Here is a 26,605-nt window from a genome sequence, read left to right on the forward strand (position 1 = left end):
GGCGGCTGTCCCAGGGCCTCGAGTACCGCCGCATAGAATGTCGCGGACCGCTCGAGGTCCGCAACGTTGATGTGTACGTGATCAATCAGTCGTCCAAGATGAAACTGCATGAGGGCTACCTCCTGATCCGTTCAATGTGAACAAATCAGGAACAGGGGTCAACCACTTTGCCCACCGGGCTTACCCCGCCGCGCCGTCCCGCCGCATCACTCGGCCTTGTCGGCGGATTCCGAATTCAGCTGGCCGTACTTTTCGACGCCGATGGCGTTGAGCAGCTGCAGCTGGCTCTCGAGGAAGTCGATATGGCCTTCCTCGTCCTTCATCAGAGCCTTAAACAACTCCTCGGACGGGTAGTCGCCGACCTCGCGGCTGTAACCGGCGGCCTCCTGATAAAGGGCACGCGCCTCGATTTCCGCCTTGAGGTCGCATTCGATGACCTCCTTGACGTTCTCGCCGATGCGCAGGGCGTCCAGCGTCTGCAGGTTCGGGAAGCCTTCGAGGAACAGGATCCGGTCGACGAAGCGATCGGCATGGACCATCTCCTCGATCGATTCCTTCTTCCAGACCTTGGCCATCTCCTTCAGGCCCCAGTTGTCCAGCATGCGGTAATGCAGCCAGTACTGGTTGATGGCGGTCAGCTCCGAGCGAAGCCCCCTGTTGAGATATTCGATGACCTTCTTGTCACCCTTCATGGCGATGGCTCCGCGTTACATTAGAATGATGCTAATGTAGGACAGCGCAGTGGAGAAGAAAAGCCCAAAAGCTGAGGCGGCAGGCCGGCGCCGCGACGCTCAGGCGGCGGCGCGGTCGTTCTCGACGACGACGCCGTCCATCATCTGCCCCACGGCGATGTGGACCGAGCACTCGATCTCGCGCGCGGCGCAGGAGCCGCATTGCGTCATGCAGGCCGCGCGCGCCTCGGCGAGGATGGCGCGGACCTCGCGGGCGCAGCGCCCGCAATCGGGGCTGCAGCCCAGGCAGTCATAGGCCTCTCCCGCCGTCCGCGGCCCCGAGCCGTCAGGGGCGATGGTGCCCTTGATCTGCCGGCAGGACAGGACGTTGCAGGAGCAGACGATCATCAGTGACCGCCCGCCGCCAGACGGCCCTCGAGGCTGCGATGCTCGGTGGTCCGGGCCTCGATCTCCTGCCCGTCGGCGTGGCGCAGGCGCACGATGACCTCGACCGAGGAGATCATCATGCCCTCGGGCGCCTCAGGCAGGCCGGCGACCTGGATCGTCGAGCCGGGGATGTCGACGACCGTCTCGTCGTCCTCATTGTAGAAATGATGGTGCTCGGAGACGTTGGTGTCGAAGAAGGTCTTCGGGCCGGAGACCGAGACCTGGCGCAGCAGCCCAGCCTCGGAGAACTGGCGCAGCGTGTTGTAGACGGTGGCGAGCGAAAGCGGCTCGCGGGCGCGCAGCGCCTCCTCATAGAGCATCTCGGCGCTGACATGGCGGTCACCCTTGGCGAAGAGCAGCCAGCCCAGCGCCATGCGCTGCCGCGTCGGCCGCAGTCCCGCCGTCCGCAGGCGTGCCTTGACGGCGTTGATCGGGCAGGACGCAGGGGTTTTCTGGGGCCAGGGGATATGGTCCACCATGGCCCGCTGCGGAGCCAGATCCTTCGGGGACAAAACGCTCATCGAAGACGCCTTCTACTGTGCCGGCTTTTCGGCTCGTAGTTTAGAAAACATCTAAACTACTGATATTGCTATTATATTTGTCGCATATGCCGGTCGCTGTCAATCGCGTCGGCCTGCGTCATCCCGTCGTCGCGACCCTCATGCACAGGCGAGAGACCTGCGGCGCCGCCGCCGGAGCGTCATGCCCAGCACGGCCGCTCAATGCCCTCCCCCGGCGCCCGGCGCAGCCGCCGGCGGCTTGCGCAGGAACAGCGCCAGCAGCACGAGGCTGCAGAAAATCACCGTCAGCCCAAGGAAGACGTCGCCGAAGGCCATGATCAGCGCCTGCTTGTGGGCGCGCTGGTTGATCAACGCGAGCGCCATGGGCTCGGCGGCCGCGCCATAGTCGAGGAAGCGCTGCATCATCTGCGCGATCGCCTCCTCCGCCGCCTGCCGACCGGCCGCGACGCTCTCATGCAGCCGGGCGATGTGCAGGTCGGTGCGGGTGTTGAGCATCGTGTTGATCAGCGCCAGACCGACCGCCCCGCCAAGATTGCGGGTCAGGTTGTAGAGGCCCGAGGCGTTCTTGAGCTGCGCCGGTGGCAGGGTGCCGAGCGCCAGGTTGTTGATCGGCACCATGCACAGCATCAGCGAGACGCCGCGCAGGATCTGCGGGACCAGCAACTCGTGGAAATCCCAGTCCGCCGTGATCCCGGTCGCGATATAGGTGCCCAGCGCAAACCCGGAAAAGCCGATCATCATCTGCACGCGCGGATCGATCTTCGTCGAGAGCTTGCCGGCGATCGGCGCGGTCAGGAACATGAACAGGCCGGTGACGAACATGGTCTGGCCGATCTGCAGCGAGTCATAGCCCCGGATGCGCCCGAGATAGACCGGGTAGAGATAGGTCAGCCCGTAGAGGCCGATGCCCATGCAGAAGGAGAACAGCGAGCCGAAGGCGAAGTTGCGGTTGGTGAAGGCGTAGAGATCGACCAGCGGGTCGTCCCGCGTCAGAGCGCGCCAGAAGAACAGCACCGCGCCGAAGACCATGACGACCGAGAAGAACACGATCTCGTGGCTCTCGAACCAGTCCAGCCGCGTGCCTTCCTCAAGCACATATTCTAGGCTGCCGAGAAAGCCCGCCATGCCGATCAGGCCGAGCCAGTCGAAGCGCTTCAGCAGACCCTTCTGCGGCTGGTCGAAGTCGATCAGGATCCAGGCCGCGATCGAGACGCAGATGCCGGGCACGACATTGACGAGAAACAGCCAGTGCCAGGAGAAGGCGCTGCTGAGATAGCCGCCAATGGTGGGGCCGATCGTCGGCGCCAGCGTCGCCACCAGCCCGATGATCGGCGAGACCACGGGACGCTTGGAGGGCGGGAAAATGGTGAAGGCGGCCGCGAAGACGCCGGGAATCATCCCGCCGCCGATGAAGCCCTGCACGGCGCGCCACAGGATCATCTCCCCGATGGAGGACGACATCGCGCACAGCACGCTGGCGATGGTGAAGCCCGCCGCCGCGACCGAGAAGAACACGCGTGTCGAGAACGCCCGGCTGAGATAGCCCGACAGCGGAATCATGATCACTTCCGCGATCAGATAGGCCGTCTGCACCCAGGCGATCTCGTCCGACGAGGCCGACAGCCCCGCCTGGATCTCCGCCAGCGAGGCCGAGACGATCTGGATGTCGAGGATCGCCATGAACATGCCGAAGACCATCGCCACGAAGGCGAAGATCCGGCGCATCGGAATGGCGTCGTCGGCCGGTGCTGCGCCGGCCGGGCTGGTCAGGGTCGCGGTGGCCATGGCGGCCTTTCCTTCTCGTGAACCTCCTCGTCATCCCGGACAAGCCGCGTCAGCGGCGCCGATCCGGGATCCATGCCGGAGCGCTTCCGGCGAGGCTCAGGAATGGGTCCCGGGTCTCCCTTCGGTCGCCCGGGACGACGTCGCGGTTGGAGTTGAGTTCAGCGCCCGCTCGCAGGCCGCGGATCGATCTTCACCACCACCGACATGCCCGGCCGCAGCACATGGCGCGCCGTGGCCTCGGGCGCGAGCGCGATGCGAACCGGCACGCGCTGGACGATCTTGGTGAAATTGCCCGTCGCATTGTCCGGCGGCAGCAGGGTGAAGACCGAGCCGGTGCCGCCGCTGATGCCGCTGACACGCCCCTCGAAGACCTGGCCCGGCAGCGCATCGACGGTGATTGAGGCCTTGTCGCCGATCTTCAGCGGCCCGACCTGCGTCTCCTTGAAGTTGGCGTCGACATAGACCTGATCCAGCGGCACGATCGACATCAGCCGCTTGCCGGCGCTGACGAGGTCGCCGAGCTGGACATTGGTGTTGGCGACGAGCCCCGAGATCGGCGCCGCGACGCGGGTGAAGCTCAGGTCGCGCTCCGCCTTCTGCTCGGCGATCTTCAATTCGTCCGCCTGCCTAGCCGCCTCGACCCGCTGCGCCTTCAGAACCTCGACATTCGCCTGCGCGGCGGCCACGCCGGCCACCGCGCTGCCCAGTGAAGCCTTCGCCTGGTCGCGGGCGGCAACCGCGGCGTCCAGCGTCGCCTGCGACCCGTAGGACTTGGCCGCGAGGCTGTTGGCGCGCTCGAAATCGGCGATCGTGCGGGTGACGCCGGCCTGGGCGGAGGTCTCCTGCGCCTGGGCCTGCTGCAGGCTGGCGCGCCCGGCCTCGATCTGGCTATCGATGCGCGCGAGCGTCGCCATCGCGGTGGCGGTCTTGGCGCGGGCGCTGTCGAGCGCGATCCGCCAGTCGCCGTCGTCGAGCGCGACCAGCGGCTGCCCGGCCGTGACCTCCTGATTCTGCCTGACGCTGACGCTCGTGACATTGGCCGAGAGCTTGGCGGAAATCGTCGCCATCTCGGCCCCGACATAGGCATCGTCCGTGGAGACGATGAAGCGGCCGTTTAACCACCAGTCTGCCCCGAACCAGAGCCCGGCCCCGATCGCGGCCGTGCCGAACATCAGCAGGCCGGCGCGGCGTGCCATGCGGCGGCGAGGGGACGGTTTCGACGTCGCAGGTGCCTCCGCCTCTGGCGCCGGCTCGCCGGCCCGTCTGGATTCGGCGACCTTGGGGTCGGTTTCGGCGGCGGGTTCGACGAGCTTGAAGCGGTCGCGCCGGACCTCGCCGCGCGGCTCGGGCAGGATTTCGGCAGCCATGGGATCATCCTGACATCAACAATTCGAACCAGACGGTTCGATTGCTATTGAACTAGCGCGCGCCACGCGTCATATCAAGAGCGAATCGAACCAATCGGTTCGATGATTTTGCAGGTGCGCCCTGCGCCTGACGGATGGACGAGATGAACGAAACGGCCGACCAGCGGCCCAGAACGGCAGCCCGTAACCGGCGGATCGCCGGCATGGATCCGCAGAAGCGCCGCCAGATCCTCGATGGCGCCCAGGCGATCTTCCATGCCCAGGGCTTCGACGCCGCGAGCATGAACGAGATCGCCGCGGCCGCCGGCGTCTCGAAAGGCACGCTCTATGTCTATTTCGAGGACAAGGAGCATCTCTTCATCGCGCTGATCGAGCGCGAGCGGGAGAAGCACCGCCAGCACATGTACGAGGCCCTCGCGGAGCATCCCGACCTCGCCCATGCGCTCACCGGCTTCGGCATCAATCTGGTCCGCCTGCTGACGGACCCGTTCGCGCTCAGCGCGCACCGGATCGTACTCGGCGTCGCCGAGCGCATGCCGGACCTCGGCCGCGAGTTCTACGAGCGCGGCCCGCTGCTCGGCGGGCAGCGCCTCGCCGCCTTTCTCGAGCGCCGGATCGCAGCGGGCGAACTCGCGATCGCCGATCCCGTGCTGGCCGCCGCCCAGTTCGCCGACCTCTGCCAGTCGACGCTGCTGCGCCCGCGCCTGTTCAATGCCGAACGCCGGCCGCCAACGGAAGCGGAGATCGCCCATGTGGTCGACGCGGCGGTGACGATGTTCCTGGCGCGATACGCCGTGCGACCGGACTGAGCCGGGTCAGCCCGCGTCCCGGGCCTTGATGCGCTCGCGATGGGCCGTGTAGAGGCCCGAGCCCGCGATGATGACCGCGCCGACCAGCGTCCAGAGGTCGGGCAGCACGCTGAAGACGAAGAGGCCGAACAGCGAGGCCCAGAGCAGCTGGATGTAAGAGAAGGGCGCCAGCAGCGAGGCATCGCCATGGCGATAGGCCAGCACGATCAGCCAGTGGCCCATCGTCGAGGACACGCCGATGAAGACGCCCATGGCGACGATCACCGGCGTCACCGGGGTCCAGACGAAGGGCACGGCGAGGCTGAGCAGGCCCAGGCCGACCAGCGCCGAATAGGCCAGCGTCGTCAGCGGGCTCTCGGTGCGGCTCATCATCCGCGTCATGATCATCGCGAAGGCCCAGGACAGGGCCGAGGCCACGGCCAGGAGCGAGGCGATCTGGAAGCCCGCCCCGCCCGGCCGCACCACGATCAGCACGCCGGCGAAGCCGACCAGCGTCGCCGTCCAGCGCCGCCAGCCGATCGTCTCGCGCAGGATCGGGATCGACAGCGCCGTGACGAAGAGCGGCGCGACGAAACCCGTCGCGGTCGCATCCGCCAGCGGCATGTAGCGCAGCGCCATCACGAACAGCACGGACGACGCCAGGAGGCCGATCCCGCGCAGGATCTGCAGCACCGGACGCTGCGTCGACAGGCGGGCGAGGCCTCCGCGGCGCCAGACGATGCCAAGCATGATCAGGGTGAAGGTGCAGTAGCGCAGCCAGCTCACCTGCAGCGGCGAGATGTGTTGCGTCAGCAGCTTGGAGACCATGTCCGCCGAGGTGAGGAAGATGCTCGCCAGCAGCACGAAGGCGATCCCCCGCAACGGCGCGTCGCGGCGCGGCGGCAGGGCGGCGGGCACCGCCAGTGGCGAGGGTTCGGTCTGGGGAGCGTTCGGCACGGCAGGATCGCAGCGGCAGGGACCGCGACCTTAGAGAGCTTTGCCGGCGATGGGCTACGCAAAGAACGAACAGTGCGCATGCAGCCAGACAGGCCGGCCCAGAATGACGAAGGCGGGCCGCTGGGCCCGCCTCAATGATCGCGCTCGCGTTCGAAGGCCGGTTCAGGCCGCCTTCTGCCGCGGCTGGATCAGCTTGCGGTTGATCAGCACCTCGGCGATCTGCACCGCGTTCAGCGCCGCGCCCTTGCGCAGGTTGTCGGATACGCACCAGAAGGCCAAGCCGTTCTCGACGGTGGCATCCTCGCGGATGCGGGAGATGTAGGTCGCGTCCTCGCCGGCCGCCTCATGCGGCGTGGCGTAGCCACCGGGCTCGTGCTTGTCGATCACGAGGATGCCCGGCGCCGCGCGCAGCACCTCGCGCGCCTCGTCGGCGGTCACCGGCTTCTCGCATTCGATGTTGACGCTCTCGGAATGGCCGATGAACACCGGCACGCGCACGCAGGTCGCGGTCAGCTTGATCTTCGGGTCGAGGATCTTCTTGGTCTCGACCATCATCTTCCACTCTTCCTTGGTGAAGCCGTCCTCCATGAAGACGTCGATCTGCGGGATGAGGTTGAAGGAGATGCGGGCGGGGAACTTCTTGGTCACGACCTCGCCGGCCGAGAACACGGCGCGCGTCTGGTTGAAGAGCTCGTCCATGCCCTCCTTGCCGGCGCCGGAGACCGACTGGTAGGTCGAGACGACGACGCGCTTGACGACATACTTGTCATGCAGCGGCTTCAGCGCCACGACGAGCTGCGCGGTCGAGCAGTTCGGATTGGCGATGATGTTCATCTTGCTGAAGCCGGCCACCGCCGCCGCGTTCACCTCCGGCACGATCAGCGGCACGTCGGGATGCATGCGCCAGGCCGAGGAATTGTCGATCACGACGCAGCCCTGCTGGCCGATCTTGGGCGACCAAACCTTCGAGATCTCGCCGCCTGCCGACATCAGGCAGATATCGGTGTCGGAGAAGTCGTAATGCTCGAGCGACTTGCACTTCAGCGTCCTGTCGCCGAACGAAACCTCCGTCCCGATCGAGCGCGAGGAGGCCAGCGCCACGACCTCGCTGACCGGGAAGGCCCGCTCGGCCAGGATGTCCAGCATCTCGCGGCCCACATTACCCGTGGCGCCGACGATCGCGACCTTGAAGCTCATGATGTGTGTTCCTTTAGGATGAACCCGGTTGGTCTCCCCCCTCGGCACCGTCCGCCCCGTAAGCGGGGCGGGTCCGGCACCATGCCCCCGCCGGGGGGAGAGGGACCCGGAACCGAGGCGAAGTTCAGCGCGGCGTGCCGGTGGTTCCGGTCGCCGGTTTGGTCGTGCGTTTCGTCGTGAGACGGACAGTCACAGGGCCAATCCCGAAAAGGCTGAATCTTCGCAGCGCCATGCGAGCGTGTTTTCCCTCAAGGCGCGCGGCATTGAGAACACCTTGGGCGGCCAAAAGTCAATCAGTCCCTGAGTTTCGCAGCGCGGACGACGGCCGTTAACCGTGCCTGTTGACGCCTGATTCACGCTGCGCGGCGAATGCCCCCGGGCGGTAACCGCGCGCTGACCAGCCCCCCTTCACCCTGCGATCGGGTGAGGACGACCGTGTCGCTGGGGAGCGGCACGGCCATGCGGGTTTGGGGTCTTGTCGGTTCAGGTCTTTTCGCAGCTGCAAGAACGATGGGCCGCCGCGCGGCGGATCGCGTCTGCCTTGCCCGCGATGCCGGGCCGGGCCTGGCTCGCGCAGATACGCACGCGGCTGGCCAGGCTTGACCTTGCCGCGGCGCTGATCCGCTTTGCCGACACCGGCGAGATCGTGTTCGACCGTCTCTGGCGCGGGCTTTCCGGCCTTCGCCATCTGCCGGCGCTGCTGCGATGGCCCGGCGTGCGACTGACGAGCGCGCTCCTCTGGCGCGGGCTGGCGGCGGCGACCGGCATCGGCCTGGCGGCGGCACTCGTCACAGCCCTGTCCTCGGAGAGCGAGGCGACGATCGCCACGCTCTCGGTCTCGCCCGAACCGGAGGCCAAGCCGGTCCGCGATGTTCGCCAGACGCCGCGCCCGAAACCCGCCGGCCGAGAAGGCTGGGTCGCCATCACCAAGCCCATTCCGATGTTCGGGCTGGAATCGCCCGAACTTGACCGCGGCAGCGCCACTCTCGAAGCGCGCCGCAGCCCTGACGGTTCGCAACGCGAGGACATCCTCGGTTACGGCGGCTTCGCCGACGCCAAGCCGCATCTGGTACTGAAGCTTGTCGTCGACCATCAGCCCGACGAGCTTTCCCGGCCTTTCGTCGTCGCGCTGGTGCGCGAGGCCGCGGCGCGCGCCCTGTCGGTGCAGCGCAGCGGGCTGCCGGCCGCGATCGCGACACGCTTCGGCCCGGTCGAGACTGCCGACACGACACTGAGCGACGGCCAGACCAGCCGCGCCTGCATCGCCTTCCGGATGGAAGCCGGCGCGCTGCCGATGGCGCTCAGCGGCTGGTGGTGCGGCGGGGCAGCCAAGCCGGCCGACCGCCAGCAGCTGGTCTGCCTGATCGACCGCATCGATCTGCTCAATGCCGGCGACGACCGCGCCTTGCGGACCGCCTTTGCCCGCACGGAACTGAACCGCCAGCCGGCTTGCGCACCGCCGCGCCTCTCGGCGACCGGTCGCAAGGTGTCCTGGCTCGACGCCGACGGGCAAGCGCCGGCGCTGCGGACGAAGACCGCGACGGTCGCGCCGGCGCGCGCACACCCCAAGCGCTGATCGCCGTTGCTCGTCGTCGCGACGGGACACGATTGCGGCTTTAGCGGCACTGACAAAATCGTTAACTACGGTAGTCTAGGTTCACCACAGAATCTCGTTCTCGCATCAAGCGGACTGCCGCTGTTTCTGGAGATGTCGTCGCCATGGGTTCGCTCAAGCGCCTTGCCGCCGTTTTTGCCCTCTCCGTCGCGGCTTCGACCGTGTTCGTTTCCTTCGCCGAGGCGCAGAACCGCCGCGGCCCCTTACGCGTCACCGTGCAGAAGCGCAGCTATTTCGACCTGGGCAATGTCGTGCCGGTGGGCTCGATGAACCGCTACGCCAGCCAGCACATAAGTGCCTCGCCGGCCTATGCCAGCTTCGGCAGCTTCTATGGCGAAGACACCCTGCCCGGCCGCATCGGCGCCGGCGTCAACCCCTTCGCCAACACCTTCGCGACGCCGCGCTTCTGAGGCTGTCATTCCGGGGCGGCGCGTAGCGCCGAACCCTGAACCCATGACCGGGTGACACTTCCATAGAAGCCCGGTCGATTGGGCTCACCCGGTCATGAGTTCCGGGTTCAGGCCTTCGGCCTGCCCCGGAATGACATCAAGGCAGCGCCTTGAGATACCGCACCGGGCGACCGGGCGCCGCCGCCTGCGCGGCATGGACGATCGCGTTCGCGTCGATGCCGAAATGGCGGTAGAGATCCGCCACGGTCCCGGTCTGGCCGAAATGCTCGACGCCGAGCGCCTTCTGGCGGTGGCCATGCACGCTGCCGAGCCAGGCCAGCGTCGCGGGATGACCATCGATCACCGAGACGATCCCGCAATCGCGTGAGAGATCGCCGAGCAGCCGCTCGACATGGCTGGTGGCGCGATGATTGCCGCGCTGGCGCGCCCGCTCGGCCGCCTGCCAGCCGGCATTGAGCCGGTCGGCCGAGGTGATCGCCAGCAGACCGACATCGCGCCGGTCCTCGCCGAGAAGCCCGACCGCCTTGATCGCCTCCGCCGCGACAGCGCCCGTATAGGCGATCACGACCGAGGCGTTGGGCCCCGGCTTCCGCAACCAATAGGCGCCGTCGATGATCTCGCTCTCGAGTTCCGGCGTCATCGCCCGCTGCGGCTGCTCGAGCTGCAGCGTCGACAGCCGTAAGTAGACCGAGCCGCCGGTCTCGTCGCGCAGCCAGGTCCGCTCGTCGGGGTCGCCCTCGCCATCCTTCTGCAGATAGTCGAAGGACCAGCGCATCATCACCGCCAACTCATCGACGAAGGCCGGCTCGAAGGCGCATAACCCGTCCTGGCTCATGCCGATCAGCGGCGTCGCGATCGACTGATGCGCCCCGCCTTCCGGCGCCAGCGTCACGCCCGACGGCGTCGCCACCACCATGAAGCGCGCATCCTGGTAGCAGGCATAGTTCAGCGCATCGAGCCCGCGCGAGATGAAGGGGTCGTAGAGCGTGCCGATCGGGATCAGCCGCTCGCCGAAGGTCGCGTGCGAGAGGCCGAGCGCCGAGAGGTTGATGAACAGGTTCATCTCGGCGATGCCGAGTTCGACATGCTGGCCCTTGGGCGAGAACTCCCATTTCTGCATCGAGGGGATGCGCTCGTCCTTGAAGGTGTCGGCCATCGAGGCCTTGGCGAAGAGCCCGCGCCGGTTCACCCAGGGGCCGAGATTGGTCGAGACGGTGACATCGGGAGCGGTCGTGACGATGCGGTCGGCCAGCGGGCCGCCAAGCTTCGCCAGTTCGTCGAGGATCTTGCCGAAGCCCATCTGCGTCGACATCACCGGCTGGATGCCGGCTTCGAGCTTGGCGGGCACCGGCAGCACCGGTGCGCTCAGCCTCCGGCGCCCTTCCGCGAAGAAAGGCACGGCGTCGAGGAAGGCGCGGATCTCGCTCTCGGGCAGGGACAGCCCCTCGAACAGATCCCACTCATGGCCGGGCCGGACGCCGTTGGCGCTCTGGAAACCGGCCATCTGCTCCTTGGTCATCAGCCCGGCATGGTTGTCCTTGTGCCCCGCCAGCGGCAGGCCGAAGCCCTTGACGGTATAAGCGAGGAAGCAGACCGGCCGGTCGTGGTCGATCGCCTCGAACGCCTCCAGGATCGAGGGCAGGTCGTGCCCGCCGAGATTGCACATCAGCTTCGAGAGGTCGGCGTCGGAGCGGGCCTCGATCAGCCTCGTCACCGGGCCCTGATCGCCGAGATCGTCCATCAGCCGCTTGCGCCAGGCCGCCCCGCCCTGGAAGGTCAGCGCGGAGTAGAGCTGGTTGGGGCAGGAATCGATCCAGCCTTTAAGCCGCTCGCCGCCCTTCTCCTTGAAGGCCGCCTGCTGCAGCGAGCCGTATTTCAGCGTCACGACATCCCAGCCGAAATTGCGGAACATCGTCTCGAAGCGGTCGTAGAGCCCCTCGCGGATGACGGCGTCGAGCGACTGCCGGTTGTAGTCGATCACCCACCAGGTGTTGCGCAGGCCATGCTTCCAGCCCTCCATCAGGGCCTCGAAGATGTTGCCCTCGTCGAGCTCGGCATCGCCGATCAGCGAGACCATGCGGCCCTCGGGACGCTTCAGCCCCCAGCCATGCGCCCGGACATAATCCTGCGTCAGCGACGAAAACAGCGTCTGCGCCACGCCCAGGCCGACCGAGCCGGTCGAGAAATCGACGTCGTCGATATCCTTGGTGCGGGAGGGATAGCTCTGAGCGCCCTTGTAACCGCGGAAGTTCTCGAGCTTCTCGCGGGTCTGCAGGCCCATCAGATAGTTGATCGCGTGGAAGATCGGCGAGGCGTGCGGCTTCACCGCCACCCGGTCCTGCGGCCGCAGCGCCGCCATGTAGAGCGCGGTCATGATCGTCGCCAGCGAGGCCGAGGAGGCCTGGTGGCCGCCGACCTTCATCCCGTCGGCGCTCTCTCGCAGATGGTTGGCGTTGTGGATCGTCCAGGACGCCAACCAGAGGATCTTCTTCTCGAGTTCGGCGAGAATCGGCAGGCGCGGATCGGACATGGTGCGGCTCTCCAGCAGATGCCCGATCATGCGGGAAGCGCGGCGCGATGTGAACCGTAATCGCGGGTTCGGCAGAGGCATCCTGAGCAGTTTCTGCCAAGCAGCAACCGCTGACGGCGAAGAACTGCCAAATCGGCTGACAAGGTCGCCCGCACTGCCGCGACCTTGCATTCGCCTGTCGCAATCGTCAGGTTGCATGCCGCCAGCCCGCGGCGGGGCGGGCCCGGCGACAGGAGACGCTCACCTCATGGACACGCTATCGGGCTTCAGCATCTTCGTGATCGTGCTGGTGATGCTGGTCGTCATCACCATCGCCTTCCTGGTGAAGACGGTGCCGCAGGGTTACAACTACACGGTCGAGCGGTTCGGCCGCTATTCGCGCACCCTGAGCGCGGGCCTCAACCTGATCGTCCCCTATATCGACCGCATCGGCCACAAGGTGAATGTCATGGAGCAGGTGCTCGACATTCCCTCGCAGGAGGCGATCACCAAGGACAATGCCGGCGTCCGCATCGACGCTGCCGCCTTCTATCAGGTGCTCGACGCCGCCAAGGCGCGCTACGAGGTCTCGGCGCTCGACGAGGCGTTGATCACATTGACCATGACCAACATCCGCACCGTCGTCGGCTCGATGGATCTCGACCAGCTGCTCTCCCATCGCGACGAGATCAACGAGCGGCTGTTGCGCGTGATGGACGCCGCCGCCTCGCCCTGGGGCGTCAAGGTCACCCGCATCGAGATTCGCGACATCCTCCCACCGGCCGACATCGTCGGCGCGATGAACCGCCAGATGAAGGCCGAGCGCGAGAAGCGCGCCGCCGTGCTCGAGGCCGACGGCATGCGCCAGGCCGAGATCCTGCGGGCCGAGGGGCTCAAGCAATCGCAGATCCTCGCCGCAGAAGGCCGCAAGGAGGCCGCCTTCCGCGACGCCGAGGCGCGCGAGCGCTCGGCCCAGGCCGAGGCCTCGGCGACCGCCATGGTCTCGGAGGCGATCAGCAAGGGCGACATCCAGGCCGCCAACTTCCTGATCGCGGAGCGCTACACCGACGCCCTGAAGGCGATCGCCAGCGCGCCCAACAGCAAGGTGGTGATCGTGCCGATCGAGGCAGCAGCGCTCGCCGGGACCGTCGGCGGCATCGCGCAATTGACGCGGGCAGTGTTCGGCGACGACGCGGTCGAGGGCCGGCGGACGGGTTCCGTGCCGCCGACCGGCCGCAGCGGCGTCTGAGGGGCACGAACGATGGCGTCTTCGATCACATGGCTGGGCGGCTGGAGCTGGGTCATCCTCGGCCTCGTCCTGATCGGCGGCGAGGTCTTCGCGCCCGGCGTCTTTCTGATCTGGTTCGGTCTCGCGGCGCTGCTGACCGGCGCAGTCGTCGGCCTGACCGATATCGGCTGGCAGATCGCGGCGCTCGTCTTCGCCGGCTTCAGCCTGGTGAGCGTGTTCGTCGGACGCCTGATGATGCGTCACAAGGGCGAGGAGCCGGATGCCGCCACCGGCCTGAACGACCGCGGCCGCCAGCTCATCGGCAAGGTTTTCAAACTCGAGGCGACGATGCTCGGCGGCGAAGGCCGCATCCGCGTCGGCGATTCCTCCTGGCGCGTGACCGGCCCGGAGCTGCTGGCGGGCAGCGAGGTCAAGGTGGTGCGGGTCGAGGGCGCGACGCTGGTGGTCGAGAAGGCGTGACATCCTGCCGCGAGCCGGCGCCAAAATCAGGTTGTGTCGGGCCGCCAGCGGTCTATAGCGGACGCTCCGCCGTCAGACCGAACCTTCCCATGACCACACACAGCGAACGCCTGTCCCTGTCCAAGGATCGCATCAAGGTCCTGCTGCTGGAGGGCATCAACGATTCCGCCGCCGACCTCCTGGTCAATGCCGGCTACACCAACATGACGCGCCTGCCCAAGGCGCTGGACCAGGACGCCCTGGTGAAGGCGCTGGAAGGCGTCCATGTGCTCGGCATCCGCTCGCGCACGCAGCTGACCGACGCGGTCTTCGCCCGGGCCGACCGGCTCTTCGCCGTCGGCTGCTTCTCGGTCGGCACCAACCAGGTCGATCTCGAGGCGGCGCGCAGCCGCGGCGTGCCGGTCTTCAACGCGCCCTTCTCCAACACCCGGAGCGTCGCCGAACTGACGATCGGCGAGATCGTCATGCTGCTGCGCAAGATCACCGACCGCTCGGTCTCGGCCCATGGCGGCGGCTGGGACAAGTCGGCCGAAGGCTCCTTCGAGGTGCGCGGCAAGGTGCTCGGCATCGTCGGCTACGGCAATATCGGCAGCCAGCTCTCGACGCTCGCCGAGGCGATGGGCATGCGGGTGATCTACTATGATCAGACCGATCGCCTGCGCCACGGCAACACCGAGCCCGTCGACAGCCTCGCCGAATTGCTGGGCACGGCCGACATCGTCTCGCTGCATGTGCCGGAGACGCCGCAGACAGCCGGGATGATTGGCGCCGAGCAGCTCGCCGCCATGAACCCCGGCAGCTACCTGATCAACAATTCGCGCGGCACGGTGGTCGATCTCGACGCGCTGGCCTCTGCCCTCAAGAGCGGCCATCTCGCGGGCGCGGCGGTCGACGTCTTCCCCGTCGAGCCGGCCTCGAACGCCGACCGTTTCGTCTCGCCGCTGCAGGGCCTGCCCAACGTGATCCTCACCCCCCATGTCGGCGGTTCGACCGAGGAGGCGCAGGAGCGCATCGGCGCCGAGGTCGCGCGCAAGCTGGTCGATTATTCCGACGTCGGCTCGACCGTCGGCGCGGTGAACTTCCCGCAGGTACAGCTCACGCCGCGCCCGGTCGGCACGCGCTTCATCCATGTCCAGCGCAACGTGCCGGGCATGCTGCGGCGCCTGAACGACGTCTTCGCCAATCGCAACGTCAACATCGCCGCCCAGAACTACCAGACGGATGGCGAGATCGGCTATGTCGTGATGGAGGCCGAAAGCATCGGGGCGGATGCCCGCGATGTGCTGCGGGAAATCCGGGCGCTGGACGGCACGATCAGGGCGCGCCTGCTCTACCAGCGCGCCTGATCGCAGGCGTCAGGACGTCTTGCTGTCCGGGTCGGGCGTGTCGTCGCTAGCCCCGGGGGTCATCGGTGCCTGCGCCGCGACCGGGTCACTGGCGGGAAACGTATCCTCCAGCGCCTTGTCCAAGAGCGCATCCTTGCCATGCTTGGCAACGGTTTCGCGCTGCTCCTGCTGTTCCTGACGCAGGCTTTCCGTGGCGGGATTGGTGGTTGTCGTCATCGGGGGCCCCCTTTGAATGATGGCGCAGCCCGCAGGGCGGGCGATGTCACGACAACGCCTCAGGGCCGGCCGCGTTCCGCAACCAGGCGGCGAGGCCAGGAGATCCGGGCCCGCAGGCCGCCGCCGTCGCGGTCCGCCAGCGTCAGCTCGCCGCGATGCGCTTCGGCGATCGCGCGCACGATCGACAGGCCGAGCCCGAAGCCGCTGCCCTGTTTCAGGGTCCGCGCCAGATCGCTGCGGTAGAACGGCGCGAACACCTTCTCGCGTTCGTCGGGCGGGATTCCGGGGCCGTCATCCTCGACATCGACCGCGATCACCGCAGAGTCGGAATCGTCGAGCCGGACGAGAACGCTGCCGCCGAACTTGATCGCGTTGTCGACGAGGTTGGTCACGGCGCGCATCATCTGGTCGGCGTCGCACAGCGCCGAGGCCCGGATCGGCCCCTCATAGACCACGATATGCCCGAGATCGGCGAAGTCGTCGCAGATCGTCTGCAGCAGAGCTGGGACATCGGTGGCGACGATGCTGCCCGAGGCCCGGCCGTCGCGCAGATAGGACAAGGCCCCGCCGACCATGCGCTCCATCAGGACGAGATCGGCCACGATCGCCCGGCGCTGCTTGTCGTCGGCGATTTCATCGGCCCGCAGCCGCAACCGCGTGATCGGCGTGCGCAGGTCGTGGCTGACGGCGGCCAGCATGCGCGTGCGGTCGTCCACCAGGCGCCGGATGCGTGCCGCCATGCCGCCGAAGGCACTGGCGAGCCGCTTGACCTCGATCGGCCCCTGTTCGGGCGCTGCGATGTCGTCGCGGTCGGGGTCGAAACGATCGACCGCCTCCGCCAGGCGCGACAGCGGCGAGGCGACGGCCCGCGCCGCCCAGAGCGACAGCAGGCCGACCAGCGACGCCAGCAGCGCAATCATCACGGCGAGATAGAAGATGAAGGCCTGGCCGCGCGGCGGCGGCGTTCGCGGCTCGGGGGCCATGGCAAGGCCGCTGCCATCGGCAAACCGCAGGGCGAAGGGCGGCGGGCCGCCCTGGCCCGGCAGGCTGTCGAGCATCAGTACCTGGACCGTCGACCCGAACTGATCCTTGAGATTGTCCAGCATCTGGCGGTCGGGCCAGGACGGGTCGCGCAGGCTCGGCTGCGCATCGGGAGGCAGCCGCGTCAGCCTGGGGTGGGAGACGAGGGCGGCATCGATGATCGTGGCTTTCGCAGCCGGTGTCGGCGCGGCCTCGATCGTGCGCGAGATCGCGACCAGTTCCGTCACATAGGGCAGGTTCGGCACACGCTTGAGTTCGGGCGGCAGCAGGACGAGCAGCACCGCGATCGTCACCGCATTGGCGAGCACGAGCGAGCCGATCACGATGACCGTGATCTGCGCAGCCGCCCGTGCCGGCAGAAGCCGCAGCAGCAGCCGTTTCATCGGCTCCCGCTCGCCGGCAGCGCCGGCTGTTCAGGCGCGGCCTGCATGGCAGGCGCGACCTGAATCTCGGGGGAGAACATGTAGCCGCCGGAGCGGATGGTCTGGATCAGTTCCGGCTCACGCGGATTGCGCTCCATCTTCTGGCGCAGGCGGCTGACGAGCACGTCGATCGAGCGCTCGAAAGGCGCCGCCGCACGCCCCTGCGTCAGGTCGAGAAGCTGATCGCGTGACAACACACGGCGCGGGCGCTCGCAGAAGGCGAGCAACAGGTCGAGTTCCGCCCCGGTCAGCGCCACGCGCTCGCCCTGAGGATTGAAAAGCCGCCGTACCGCCTTGTCGAGGCGCCAGCCCGCGAAGGCGAGCAGCGAACTCTCGCCGACCTCCGGCGCGGGCACTCCGCCCGCACGCCGCAGCACGGCACGGATCCGGGCGAGCAATTCGCGCGGGTTGAACGGCTTCACCAGATAGTCGTCGGCGCCCATCTCGAGCCCGAGGATGCGGTCGATCTCTTCGGCCTTGGCCGTCAGCATGATGATCGGGATCGCCCCGTCATTGCGTAAGCGGCGGCACAGGCTCAGCCCGTCCTCTCCCGGCAGCATGAGGTCGAGGACGATCAGGTCGAAGCGGCCGTCGCGCAATGCGACGTCCATCTCCCGCCCGTTGGGCACGGCCCTGACGCGGAAATCATTGTTGCGGAGGAAGCGCGACACCAGGGTCGCGATCTCGCGGTCGTCCTCGACGATGAGGATATGCGGCGTTCTGCTCATTCAGAGCCTCTAGCGCCGGTCTGCGCCGAGGTCGTGACCGGATTTGTTTCCAAATGTTTCCATCGCCGGGATTGGAAAAGCAAGGATACCTGAATCACCTCTGCAGACGTCATCCAGAAACGTGATCGGCGCAGGAACGGCAAAGGCCGCACGTTTCATCGCGACATGATCGATCTCACACCCTCCGCCTCGCAAGCCCGACTTCGGCGCCCGGCGCGGGCACGCGCCCTGACCGCCATCCTGGTCACGGGCGCTGTGCTGCTCTGGCTTTGGGCGCTGCCGAGTCTGGTGACGCGCGGCGGCTTCACCCGCAGTGCGAGCGAGCTCTGCTCCCAGGCCAGCTACCGCGACCCGGTGTCCGGCCGCACCCAGGCCGCGCCGGCGCCTCACGCGTCGGCTCCCGCGCCCTGCGGCGCGACCGTGCCGGGAGCCCGGCCATGATGTGTGTCGGTCGCCTGGCCCGCAGCGACGACGGGGCACGCGGCCGGCGCGTGGGCGTCTGCCCCCGCCTTCGTCTGGTGGGCCTCGCCGTCGCGGTTCTCATGGCTTTGATCCTCGGTTCGCTGGCGGGCGGACTCATTGGCCATCTGGCGGCGCCCTCGTATCGCGACCAGCGCCTCGCTCATATCTCGGCCGAACTGCGCGGCGTCCCGGGCGACTATCTCCTGGCCATCGGCGACTCCCATGTCGCGCTCTGGCACGGCCGTGAGCTGTGCGGCCTGCCCCTGGTCAATGCCGGCCTGCAAGGCGCGACGACAGCCGACACCGAGGCGTTGCTCGCTCGCTTGTCGCTCCCGCACCGGCCCCGCGCGATCATCCTCGCCGTCGGCACCAACGATGCCAACCGCAAGCGCTTTCGCGAGCCGCCCGAGGCCGTCATCCGCTTCCAGCAGGCCTTCCGCGCGCTGCTGCGGCAAGTGGTCGGCAGGTCGGATCTCGTCCTCGTCGCCACCTTGCCGCGGATCGAGGCCAGTCAGGATGCGGTCTTCTCGGCACAGGTCGCCGCCGCCATCGCCGGCACGGCCGAGGGCGCCTGTCGCAAGGAGGCCTCCTGCCGCGTCGCGGACCGCTTCGGCCATGCCATTCCGAGGATGGATGGCTTGCATCTCGCCGACTACGAGCGCGCCTATCGCGACATCGCCCCCGCCATCTGCGACGCGATCACCGGTGACGTCACCGCCGGTCCGCCACCAAGGCAGAACGTCGGCGCAGGGAGGCCATGACGGTCCGGCCACCCCACTGGATCGACGCCCGTCCCGGCCCCATCTAGGCTCCATCGCAGCCGGCCTTGGGCCGGAGCCCCGTGAGAGCCCGCCATGGTCGCCATTTCCGTCCTCGACCTCGTACCCGTCCGCGAAGGCCAGGAGCCGGGCGATGCGCTGCGCGCCTCGATCGACCTCGCCCGCCACGCGGAAGCCCTCGGCTACACCCGCTACTGGGTCGCCGAACACCACAACATGGTCGGCATCGCCAGTGCCGCCACCGCGGTCGTCATCGGACAGCTCGCCGCCGCCACCAAAACGATCCGCGTCGGCGCCGGCGGTATCATGCTGCCCAACCATGCGCCGCTGATCATCGCCGAACAGTTCGGCACGCTGGAGGCCCTGTTCCCGGGCCGCATCGATCTCGGGCTCGGGCGGGCGCCCGGCACCGACCAGATGACGATGCGGGCGATGCGGCGCAGCCCGATGGCCTCCGACCAGTTTCCGCAGGACGTGCTGGAGGTGCAGGCCTTCTTCGCCCCGGCCGGGCCCAATCAGGCGATCCAGGCCGTGCCGGGAGCGGGGCTCAATGTGCCGCTCTGGATTCTCGGCTCCAGCCTGTTCGGCGCGCAGCTCGCCGCCGAACTCGGCCTGCCCTATGCCTTCGCCTCGCATTTCGCGCCCGACGCGCTGATGCAGGCCTTTGCGATCTACCGCGATCGGTTCAAGCCGTCCGAGCAGCTTGCGCGGCCCTATGCCATGCCTGGCATCAACGTCATCGCCGCCGAGACCGACGCCGAGGCGCGCCATCTCGCCACCTCGCTGCAGCAGCGCTTCGTCGGCATGGTCCGCGGGCAGCGCGGCAAGCTGCAGCCGCCGATCGACGACATCGAGACCTACTGGTCGCCCGCCGAGAAGGCCCATGTCGCCGGCATGCTGCGCTATGCCTTCATCGGTTCGCCCGAGAGCTTGAAGCGCCAGCTCGGTGCCTTCATGGAGGCGACACGCGCCGATGAGATCATGGTGACGGCGCCGATCTTCGACCATGCCGCGCGGAAGCGCTCCTACGAAATCCTGGCCAGCATCGCACCCGCAATCGGGCTCGACGCCAAGGCGGCCTGACGACGAGGAACTTCCGCCGCTGCGTGACGTTGGCCGGTTTTCCGACAGACGGTGAATCCGGGGGCGACCAATGAAACTCAACGTGGCGGCGACGCTGCTCTATGGCTTCGACAGCGACACGCAGGTGATCGCGGCGATCGAGGCGGCGCGCTCCGCCGACCAGACCATCATCTCCGAGAGCCTGGAGATCTCGTCCGGCGCCCAGCTGGTGCGCGACCAGGACCCGGTCACCGGCGAGCGGCGCTTTCGCACTGCGCTCTCGGGCCAGGTCGAGATCAGCTACCGGGCGCTCGTCGACAATGGCGAGCGGGCGCCTCTGACGGCCCATGCCCGCCAGCATGACTGGTCGGAGCTGCCGCAGGACGCCCTGCCCTATCTGCTGCCGAGCCGGTTCTCGCCCTCCGACGAATTCATGCGCTTCGCCCAGCGCGAATTCTGCGCGATCGAAGGCGGCGGCGCGCGCATCCTCGCCGTGCTCGACTGGCTGCACGAGCATCTCGACTATGTTCATGGCGTCAGCCACGCCCAGACCACCGCCGAGCAGACCTTCATCGACCGCGCCGGGGTCTGCCGCGATTTCACCCATCTCGGCATCGCGCTGACGCGGGCGCTGAATATCCCCGCGCGCGCGGTCAGCGCCTATGCGCTCGACCTCGACCCGCCGGATTTCCACGCCATCTTCGAGGTCTATCTCGACGGCCGCTGGTGGCTGGTCGATCCGACAAGACTCGCGCCCGTCGAGGGGATGGTGCGGATCGCCAGCGGCCGCGACGCCGCCGACATCGCCTTCCTGACCAGCCAGTTCAACTGCCAGTGCCTCGCCCAGACGATCACCGTCACACGCGCGGACGACAACGCCGGACTGCAGGCGGCCTGATCAAAGCAAAGACCCCGCGGCTCGCAACGAGCCACGGGGTTAAAGCATTCACGATCGGCCGACCTCAATCGTCGTCGTCATCGTCATCCCGCCGACGCGAGCGCCGTCGGCGCGAACCGCGGTCATCATCATCATCGTCGTCGTCATCTCGCCGCCTGCGACGGGAGCGCCGGCCCCGCCGGTCGTCGTCATCATCATCGTCATCCGCCCGCGCCGTCGTCGCGGCGGCTCCGAATGCGGCCACGATCGGCAACCCCAGCAAGATCCGCAACAGGTTGCGGCGGCTTTGATCCGCATCGAATGTCATATCGACTCCTGGAAGGCGGCCCGGATAGACAATCACTCCGCGCCTCGATCCCGATCCTCGAGCGAGGCATCGGCGAGCACGAAACGCTCAAGGCGGCTCGATTATTCCCTCGACCGGACATCACGGATGCGCGAGGGCGTCAGGCGACGGCAGCGCGCCGGGCCGCACGGCGGAGGTTGAGACCCAGCGCCGCCAGAAAGAAGACGGCCTGGACCACGACGATGCAGGGGCCTGTCGCGCCGTCGAGATGGAAGCTCAGGATGGTGCCGAGCACGCTCGACAGGGTCGCGGCTACGACCGCTACCGCCAGCATCGCATCGAAGCGCCGCGTCGTCAGGAAGCCGATGGCGCCCGGCGCGATCAGCATGGCGACGACGAGGATGATGCCGACCGCCTTCAGCGCCGCGACGATCGTCAGCGCGAGCAGCATCAACAGGCCGAAATTCAGCCAGCGCACCGGCAGGCCGATCGCACGGGCATGGGCCGGATCGAAGGCGACCAGCAGGAAGTCGCGGCGTTTCGCCAGCATGATGGCGATGGTCGGCACGGCGATGGCGGCCGTCTCGGCGATGTCGGCCCAGCGCACGCCGAGCATGTTGCCGAACAGGATGTGGAGCAGGTGCTGGTCGCTCTCGACCTTGACGAACATCACGAGGCCGAGCGCGAACATGCCGGAGAAGACGATGCCCATCACCGTGTCCTCCTTCACCCGGCTGTTCTCCTTGAGATAGCCGATGGCGAGCGAACAGCTCAGGCCGGCGACGAAGGCTCCGGCCGCCAGGGGCAGACCCAGGATCTGCGCCAGCACGATGCCGGGGAGGACGGCATGGGAGACCGCGTCCCCCATCAGCGACCAGCCCTTCAGGATCAGGAAGCAGGAGAGGACGGCGCAGACGACGCCGACGATGACCGCCACGACGAGGCCGCGCTGCATGAACTCGTGCGTCAGCGGCGCGATCAGCCAGGAATGGAGCGAGGCTTCGATCAGGCTCATGGCGCCGTTTCCGACATGGCCCGGGCCGCCCGCGCCGCGGCGAGGCGGCCATGCTTGGGCGCGAAGACGAAGGCGAGGAGGAACAGGATCGTCTGGAACACGACGATCAGCCCGCCCGTCGAGCCGTCCAAGAAATAGCTGGCATAGGCGCCGGCCGCGCTGGTGACGACGCCGAGCGCCACCGCGAGACAGATCAGCCGGCCGAAGCGGTCGCAGAGCAGATAGGCGGTGGCGCCCGGCGTGATCACCATCGCGATCACCAGCACGGCGCCGACCGTCTGCAGCGCCGCCACCGTGCAGGCGCTGAGCAGGACGAAGAACAGGATCTTCATCCGCGTCGGCGAAAGGCCGACCGCGCGCGCCTGGTTCTCGTCGAAGAAGACCAGCATCAGGTCGCGCCAGCGCGCGATCAGGACGACGAGCGAGACGGCGGCGATGATCGCGACCTGGACCACGTCCTCGTCCGAAATGCCGAGGATGTTGCCGAGCACGATCGACTGGACGTTCACCGAGGTCGGGTTGATCGAGACGATCAGCAGCCCCGCCGCGAAGAAGGTGGTGAAGACGATGCCGATGACGGCGTCCTCGCGTAGCTGCGTGCGCACCCGCACCAGCGCCATGGCGAGCGCCGCCAGCATGCCGGAGAAGAAGGCGCCGGCGGCATAGGGCACCTTGAGCAGATAGGCGAGCGCGACGCCCGGCACGATCGCATGGGCCAGTGCGTCGCCCATCAGCGACCAGCCCTTCAGCATCAGGAAGCAGGACAGGAAGGCGCAGACCCCGCCGACCAGCGCCGAAACCCAGATCGCCCGGACCATGTACTGATAGCCGAAGGGTTCCAGCAGAAGGTCGATCACGGCGCGCGATCCTTTGCCGTGTCTGACGCCTCGCTGTTGGTCTGTCCGCCCGCGACGCGCTCGCTGTCGCGCTTGCCGTAGAGCACCAGCGGGCGCTCGTCGTCGGTGATGACGGTGACGCGCCGGTCGTCCTCGTCGTCATGGAGATCGGCGCCGCCGAGGCGGAAATGCCGCAGCGCGCCCCCAAAAGCGCGCTGGAGATTGTCATGGGTGAAGGTCGTCGCGGTCGGCCCGGCCGCCAGCACCGTCTTGTTGATGATCACGACCTGGTCGCAGAAATCCGGGATCGAGCCGAGATTATGGGTCGAGACCAGCATCAGCCGGCCCTCGTCGCGCAATTCGCGCATCAGTCCAACGATCGCATCCTCGGTCTTGACGTCGACGCCGGTGAAGGGCTCGTCGAGCAGGATGACCTGCCCGCCCTGCGCCAGCGCGCGCGCCAGGAAGACGCGCTTGCGCTGCCCGCCGGACAATTCGCCGATCTGGCGGGTGCGGAATTCCAGCATGTTGACGCGCGCGAGCGCCTGTTCGACCGCCTCGCGATCCGCCTGCCGCGCGATCCGCAGGAAGCCCATATGGCCATAGCGACCCATCATCACCACGTCCTCGACCAGCACCGGGAAGGTCCAGTCGACCTCCTCGGCCTGCGGCACATAGGCGACGAGCCCGCGCTTCAGAGCCTGGCCCACGGGGAGCCCGGCGATCGAGACCGACCCGCGCGCCGGCTTGAGGAAACCCATCAGCGTCTTGAACAGCGTCGATTTGCCCGAGCCGTTGATGCCGACGAGCGCGCAGATCGTGCCGGCCCCGAGGCTGAAGGAAGCGTCGGTCACCGCGGTGACGCCATTGGTGTAGCGCACGGTGACGCCCTCGACCGTAATCGAGGGCATGCCCTCACGCAGAGCGGTAGCCGGCGCGCTCAATGGCCGAAACCCGTGGCGACTGTCCCGACCGTGGTTTCGAGCAGCTTGAGATAGGTCGGCACCGGCCCACCATCGGCAGACAGCGAGTCGACATAGAGCACGCCGCCATAGCGGGCGCCGGTCTCGCGCGCGACCTGCCGGGCCGCCTTGTCGGAAATCGTGCTTTCGCTGAACACGGTCGGGATCTTGTTCTTCCTCACCAGGTCGATCAAGCGCCGCACCTGCTGCGGCGTGCCCTGCTGGTCGGCATTGATCGGCCAGAGATAGGCCTCGCGCCAACCATAGTCACGGGCGAGATAGGAAAAGGCCCCCTCGCTGGTGACGAGCCAGCGCTGCGCGGCCGGCACCTTGTCGAGCCGCGCCCGCAGCGGCGCATCGACGGCCTTGATTTTGTCGGCGTAGGCCTTCGCATTGGCAGCGTAGATCTCGGCCCGCGCGGGATCGGCCGCGGCCAGCGCCTTGCGGATGTTCTCGACATAGATCAGCGCATTGCTGGTCGACATCCAGGCGTGCGGATTGGGCCGGCCCTGATAGGGCCCGTCCGTGATGCCCATCGGCTCGACGCCTTCGCTCACCACGGCGCTGCGGACGTTCTTCACATTGTCGAAGAAGCGCTCGAACCAGCGCTCGAGATTGAGCCCGTTCCAGAGCACGAGATCGGCCGATTGCGCCTTCACCACGTCGAGCGGCGTCGGCTGGTAGTCGTGGATCTCGGCGCCGGGCTTGGTGATCGACTCGACGATGGCGGCATCGCCCGCGACGTTCTGCGCGATGTCCTGGATCACCGTGAAGGTGGTGACGACGCGCAGCTTCTTGTCCTGCGCGAGGGCCGCGCCGGACCCAAGCGCCAACCCGCCCGTCAGCAGGCCCGTGGCGCTCCATTTCATGAAAGATCGACGCGATCGCATGTCCGCTCCCACTGCAGTCCGGCTCACGGCATCACGCTATTGCAACTCACTTGCATTTGTCAACGCTGTTGCAATCTATTTGCAATAAGGGCCTTTTGCACATGCGAGGCAAAGTTGCTATGCCGGCGACATGACAGGAATCGAACAGCGCGTGGCCGGCTTCGAGGGCCAGCTCCGCGGCGCCGGGCTGCGGATGACGCAGCAGCGCCGGCTGATCCTGCGCGTGCTGGCCGAAGCCGACGACCACCCCGACGCCAAGGGCATCTTCACCCGCGCCTTCGCGCATGATCCGACGCTTTCGCTCTCGACCGTCTATCGCACCATGAAGGTTCTGGAGACGCAAGGCGCGATCGAGCGCCACGCCTTCGAGGATGGCGTCTCCCGCTATGAACATGCGGACCAGGAGCATCACGATCACCTGATCGACATCGAAACCGGTGACGTGATCGAGTTCTCCTCCGACGCGATCGAGGAACTGCAGCGCCGCATCGCCGCCGAACTCGGCTACGAGCTCGTCCGCCACCGGCTCGAGCTGTACGGGCGCAAGAAGCGGCCGGGCGCGCGGGGGAAGAAGACTTAGAGCGCGACATGGTCGGGCTTGCCCCGACCATCTCGGAAACCAGCCCTTTCTGGTCGGGAGATTCTCGGGTCTGCGCTTCGCTTCGCCCGAGAATGACGGCCTGGGCTCAGTCCCCGATCAGTTCGGCCAGATCCGGCCCCGCCGGCACGATCCCTGTCGGATTGATCGTGTCGTGGCTCTCGTAATAGTGCCGCTTGATATGGTCGAAATTCACCGTCTCCTTCACGCCCTCGACCTCGAAAAGAGCCTTCAGATAGGCGCTGAGCCGCGGATAATCCGTGATGCGCCGGATGTTGCACTTGAAATGCCCGACATAGACGGCGTCAAAGCGGATGAGCGTCGTGAACAGCCGCCAGTCGGCTTCGGTGAGATCCTCTCCCGCCACGAAGCGCCGCGTCGCCAGCCGCTCCTCCAGCCAGTCCAGCGTCTCGAACAGCGGGCCGACTGCCTCTTCATAGGCGTCCTGCGTGGTCGCAAATCCGGCCTTGTAGACCCCGTTGTTGACGGTGGCGTAGACGCGCTCGTTGACCGCGTCGATCTCGGGCCGAAGCGCAGCGGGATAGAAATCGCCCGGTTTCGCACCGACCCCGTCGAACGCCGTGTTGAACATCCGGATGATCTCGGACGATTCATTGTTGACGATCGTGCCCTGCTGCTTGTCCCACAGCACAGGCACGGTGACGCGCCCGCTATAGTGCGGATCGGCGCGCGTATAGACCTCGTGCAGGAATTGCGCGCTGCCGATCGGATCGGGCACGACGCCGGGGCATTCGGCAAAGGTCCAGCCCTTGTCGCGCATCAGCCAGTGGACGACCGAGACGTCGATCATCGCCTCGAGACCCTTGAGCGACCTGACGATCAGCGCGCGATGCGCCCAGGGGCAGGCGAGCGAAACATAGAGATGGTAGCGCCCGGCCTCGGCCTTGAAGCCGCCCGCGCCCGTCGGCCCCGGAGCGCCATCCGCCGTGACCCAGTTGCGGAAGGCACTGTCCTGACGCTGGAAACGCCCACCGCTCTTGGCGGTGTCGTACCATTGGTCGCGCCACTGGCCATCGACAAGCAGACCCATCTCACCATCCTCCGCAGCGAAAACCCCTCCAACGGGGC

28 protein-coding genes and 1 pseudogene are annotated in these 26,605 nt (G+C 67.3%); 11 read left to right on the plus strand and 18 right to left on the minus strand.

From position 1 onward, the window contains the following. From Q8S38_RS08390 to Q8S38_RS08415, 6 genes and pseudogenes are all read right to left on the minus strand, one after another. Nucleotides 1–110, minus strand: a pseudogene (locus Q8S38_RS08390) (VOC family protein); the annotation flags it as partial. Between the two features lie 96 nt (nt 111–206). Further along, a complete protein-coding gene (gene bfr / locus Q8S38_RS08395) occupies nt 207–692 on the minus strand; it encodes a bacterioferritin (RefSeq protein ID WP_305679971.1) in 486 nt (161 codons plus the stop codon). Nucleotides 693–791: 99 nt separating this feature from the next. Then, complete coding sequence (locus tag Q8S38_RS08400; RefSeq protein WP_305679972.1) at nt 792–1,079, minus strand: (2Fe-2S)-binding protein; 288 nt, start codon at nt 1,077–1,079, stop codon at nt 792–794. Next, nucleotides 1,079–1,639: an iron response transcriptional regulator IrrA gene (gene irrA / locus Q8S38_RS08405; protein ID WP_371125859.1), complete on the minus strand. Its 561-nt coding sequence runs from the start codon at nt 1,637–1,639 to the stop codon at nt 1,079–1,081. Before irrA ends, Q8S38_RS08400 begins: the two co-directional genes overlap by 1 nt. Before the next feature lie 198 nt (nt 1,640–1,837). Then, nucleotides 1,838–3,424: a DHA2 family efflux MFS transporter permease subunit gene (locus Q8S38_RS08410; RefSeq protein WP_305679973.1), complete on the minus strand. Its 1,587-nt coding sequence runs from the start codon at nt 3,422–3,424 to the stop codon at nt 1,838–1,840. A gap of 158 nt (nt 3,425–3,582) precedes the next feature. Beyond that, nucleotides 3,583–4,791, minus strand: a complete 1,209-nt coding sequence (locus Q8S38_RS08415; RefSeq protein ID WP_305679974.1) for an HlyD family secretion protein — start codon at nt 4,789–4,791, stop codon at nt 3,583–3,585. A 143-nt stretch (nt 4,792–4,934) separates the two neighbouring features. Between Q8S38_RS08415 and Q8S38_RS08420 the strand changes: the two genes are divergently transcribed. After that, nucleotides 4,935–5,600: a TetR/AcrR family transcriptional regulator gene (locus tag Q8S38_RS08420; RefSeq protein WP_305679975.1), complete on the plus strand. Its 666-nt coding sequence runs from the start codon at nt 4,935–4,937 to the stop codon at nt 5,598–5,600. 6 nt (nt 5,601–5,606) lie between these two features. Here Q8S38_RS08420 and Q8S38_RS08425 read toward each other — a convergent pair whose 3' ends face one another. Both Q8S38_RS08425 and Q8S38_RS08430 read right to left on the minus strand, forming a co-directional pair. Continuing rightward, nucleotides 5,607–6,536 carry a DMT family transporter gene (locus Q8S38_RS08425; protein ID WP_305679976.1) on the minus strand — a complete coding sequence of 310 codons (930 nt, stop codon included), beginning with the start codon at nt 6,534–6,536 and terminating at the stop codon, nt 5,607–5,609. Nucleotides 6,537–6,698: 162 nt separating this feature from the next. Continuing rightward, nucleotides 6,699–7,733 (minus strand): aspartate-semialdehyde dehydrogenase, encoded by a 1,035-nt coding sequence (locus Q8S38_RS08430; RefSeq protein ID WP_305679977.1) that lies wholly within the window; start codon nt 7,731–7,733, stop codon nt 6,699–6,701. A 541-nt stretch (nt 7,734–8,274) separates the two neighbouring features. On the opposite strand from Q8S38_RS08430, the gene Q8S38_RS08435 reads away from it, so the two are divergent. Together Q8S38_RS08435 and Q8S38_RS08440 are read left to right on the plus strand one after the other, a co-directional pair. After that, nucleotides 8,275–9,309, plus strand: coding sequence for a hypothetical protein (locus Q8S38_RS08435; RefSeq protein ID WP_305679978.1), 1,035 nt, complete (start codon nt 8,275–8,277; stop codon nt 9,307–9,309). Between the two features lie 143 nt (nt 9,310–9,452). Further along, the gene (locus Q8S38_RS08440; protein WP_305679979.1) at nt 9,453–9,758 is read left to right on the plus strand and encodes a hypothetical protein; all 306 of its coding nucleotides are present in this window, start codon (nt 9,453–9,455) and stop codon (nt 9,756–9,758) included. Between the two features lie 136 nt (nt 9,759–9,894). Here the strand turns inward: Q8S38_RS08440 and Q8S38_RS08445 are convergent, their stop codons facing one another. Then, the gene (locus Q8S38_RS08445) at nt 9,895–12,288 is read right to left on the minus strand and encodes a transketolase-like TK C-terminal-containing protein (protein ID WP_305679980.1); all 2,394 of its coding nucleotides are present in this window, start codon (nt 12,286–12,288) and stop codon (nt 9,895–9,897) included. Nucleotides 12,289–12,535: 247 nt separating this feature from the next. On the opposite strand from Q8S38_RS08445, the gene Q8S38_RS08450 reads away from it, so the two are divergent. From Q8S38_RS08450 to serA, 3 genes are all read left to right on the plus strand, one after another. Then, a complete protein-coding gene (locus Q8S38_RS08450) occupies nt 12,536–13,516 on the plus strand; it encodes an SPFH domain-containing protein (RefSeq protein WP_305679981.1) in 981 nt (326 codons plus the stop codon). Nucleotides 13,517–13,528: 12 nt separating this feature from the next. Next, the gene (locus Q8S38_RS08455) at nt 13,529–13,975 is read left to right on the plus strand and encodes an NfeD family protein (protein ID WP_305679982.1); all 447 of its coding nucleotides are present in this window, start codon (nt 13,529–13,531) and stop codon (nt 13,973–13,975) included. An 89-nt stretch (nt 13,976–14,064) separates the two neighbouring features. Continuing rightward, nucleotides 14,065–15,321 (plus strand): phosphoglycerate dehydrogenase, encoded by a 1,257-nt coding sequence (gene serA / locus Q8S38_RS08460; protein WP_305679983.1) that lies wholly within the window; start codon nt 14,065–14,067, stop codon nt 15,319–15,321. A gap of 9 nt (nt 15,322–15,330) precedes the next feature. Here the strand turns inward: serA and Q8S38_RS08465 are convergent, their stop codons facing one another. From Q8S38_RS08465 to Q8S38_RS08475, 3 genes are read right to left on the minus strand one after another with little or no spacing between them, the layout of a single operon-like run. Beyond that, nucleotides 15,331–15,537 carry a hypothetical protein gene (locus tag Q8S38_RS08465; protein WP_305679984.1) on the minus strand — a complete coding sequence of 69 codons (207 nt, stop codon included), beginning with the start codon at nt 15,535–15,537 and terminating at the stop codon, nt 15,331–15,333. A 59-nt stretch (nt 15,538–15,596) separates the two neighbouring features. After that, entirely contained in the window at nt 15,597–16,961 is a 1,365-nt protein-coding gene (locus tag Q8S38_RS08470) for an ATP-binding protein (protein ID WP_305679985.1), read from the minus strand. Continuing rightward, nucleotides 16,958–17,728 carry a response regulator gene (locus Q8S38_RS08475; protein ID WP_305679986.1) on the minus strand — a complete coding sequence of 257 codons (771 nt, stop codon included), beginning with the start codon at nt 17,726–17,728 and terminating at the stop codon, nt 16,958–16,960. Before Q8S38_RS08475 ends, Q8S38_RS08470 begins: the two co-directional genes overlap by 4 nt. A gap of 165 nt (nt 17,729–17,893) precedes the next feature. Here Q8S38_RS08475 and Q8S38_RS08480 point away from each other — a divergent pair, with 165 nt between their 5' ends. The 4 genes from Q8S38_RS08480 to Q8S38_RS08495 all read left to right on the plus strand — a co-directional run bounded on the left by Q8S38_RS08480 (nt 17,894) and on the right by Q8S38_RS08495 (nt 20,929). Continuing rightward, entirely contained in the window at nt 17,894–18,169 is a 276-nt protein-coding gene (locus Q8S38_RS08480; RefSeq protein ID WP_305679987.1) for a hypothetical protein, read from the plus strand. A 101-nt stretch (nt 18,170–18,270) separates the two neighbouring features. Beyond that, nucleotides 18,271–18,951: an SGNH/GDSL hydrolase family protein gene (locus Q8S38_RS08485; RefSeq protein WP_305679988.1), complete on the plus strand. Its 681-nt coding sequence runs from the start codon at nt 18,271–18,273 to the stop codon at nt 18,949–18,951. A gap of 93 nt (nt 18,952–19,044) precedes the next feature. Continuing rightward, nucleotides 19,045–20,052 (plus strand): LLM class flavin-dependent oxidoreductase, encoded by a 1,008-nt coding sequence (locus tag Q8S38_RS08490; RefSeq protein WP_305679989.1) that lies wholly within the window; start codon nt 19,045–19,047, stop codon nt 20,050–20,052. A 70-nt stretch (nt 20,053–20,122) separates the two neighbouring features. Then, entirely contained in the window at nt 20,123–20,929 is an 807-nt protein-coding gene (locus Q8S38_RS08495; protein WP_305679990.1) for a transglutaminase-like domain-containing protein, read from the plus strand. A 64-nt stretch (nt 20,930–20,993) separates the two neighbouring features. Here the strand turns inward: Q8S38_RS08495 and Q8S38_RS08500 are convergent, their stop codons facing one another. The 5 genes from Q8S38_RS08500 to Q8S38_RS08520 form a co-directional block, all read right to left on the minus strand. Continuing rightward, nucleotides 20,994–21,236 carry a hypothetical protein gene (locus Q8S38_RS08500; RefSeq protein WP_305679991.1) on the minus strand — a complete coding sequence of 81 codons (243 nt, stop codon included), beginning with the start codon at nt 21,234–21,236 and terminating at the stop codon, nt 20,994–20,996. 139 nt (nt 21,237–21,375) lie between these two features. After that, nucleotides 21,376–22,230, minus strand: coding sequence for a metal ABC transporter permease (locus Q8S38_RS08505; protein ID WP_305679992.1), 855 nt, complete (start codon nt 22,228–22,230; stop codon nt 21,376–21,378). Beyond that, nucleotides 22,227–23,087: a metal ABC transporter permease gene (locus Q8S38_RS08510; RefSeq protein ID WP_305679993.1), complete on the minus strand. Its 861-nt coding sequence runs from the start codon at nt 23,085–23,087 to the stop codon at nt 22,227–22,229. Before Q8S38_RS08510 ends, Q8S38_RS08505 begins: the two co-directional genes overlap by 4 nt. After that, entirely contained in the window at nt 23,084–23,977 is an 894-nt protein-coding gene (locus Q8S38_RS08515) for a manganese/iron ABC transporter ATP-binding protein (RefSeq protein WP_305679994.1), read from the minus strand. Before Q8S38_RS08515 ends, Q8S38_RS08510 begins: the two co-directional genes overlap by 4 nt. 29 nt (nt 23,978–24,006) lie before the next feature. After that, nucleotides 24,007–24,897 carry a metal ABC transporter substrate-binding protein gene (locus tag Q8S38_RS08520; RefSeq protein WP_305679995.1) on the minus strand — a complete coding sequence of 297 codons (891 nt, stop codon included), beginning with the start codon at nt 24,895–24,897 and terminating at the stop codon, nt 24,007–24,009. A gap of 151 nt (nt 24,898–25,048) precedes the next feature. Between Q8S38_RS08520 and Q8S38_RS08525 the strand changes: the two genes are divergently transcribed. Beyond that, nucleotides 25,049–25,498, plus strand: coding sequence for a Fur family transcriptional regulator (locus tag Q8S38_RS08525; RefSeq protein ID WP_305679996.1), 450 nt, complete (start codon nt 25,049–25,051; stop codon nt 25,496–25,498). A gap of 106 nt (nt 25,499–25,604) precedes the next feature. On the opposite strand, the gene Q8S38_RS08530 is transcribed toward Q8S38_RS08525, so the two are convergent. Further along, nucleotides 25,605–26,567 carry a glutathione S-transferase family protein gene (locus Q8S38_RS08530; protein ID WP_305679997.1) on the minus strand — a complete coding sequence of 321 codons (963 nt, stop codon included), beginning with the start codon at nt 26,565–26,567 and terminating at the stop codon, nt 25,605–25,607. Nucleotides 26,568–26,605 lie beyond the last annotated feature (38 nt).

Source organism: Allobosea sp., assembly GCF_030695125.1.
In the GTDB taxonomy this organism is placed as follows: Bacteria; Pseudomonadota; Alphaproteobacteria; order Rhizobiales; family Beijerinckiaceae; genus Allobosea.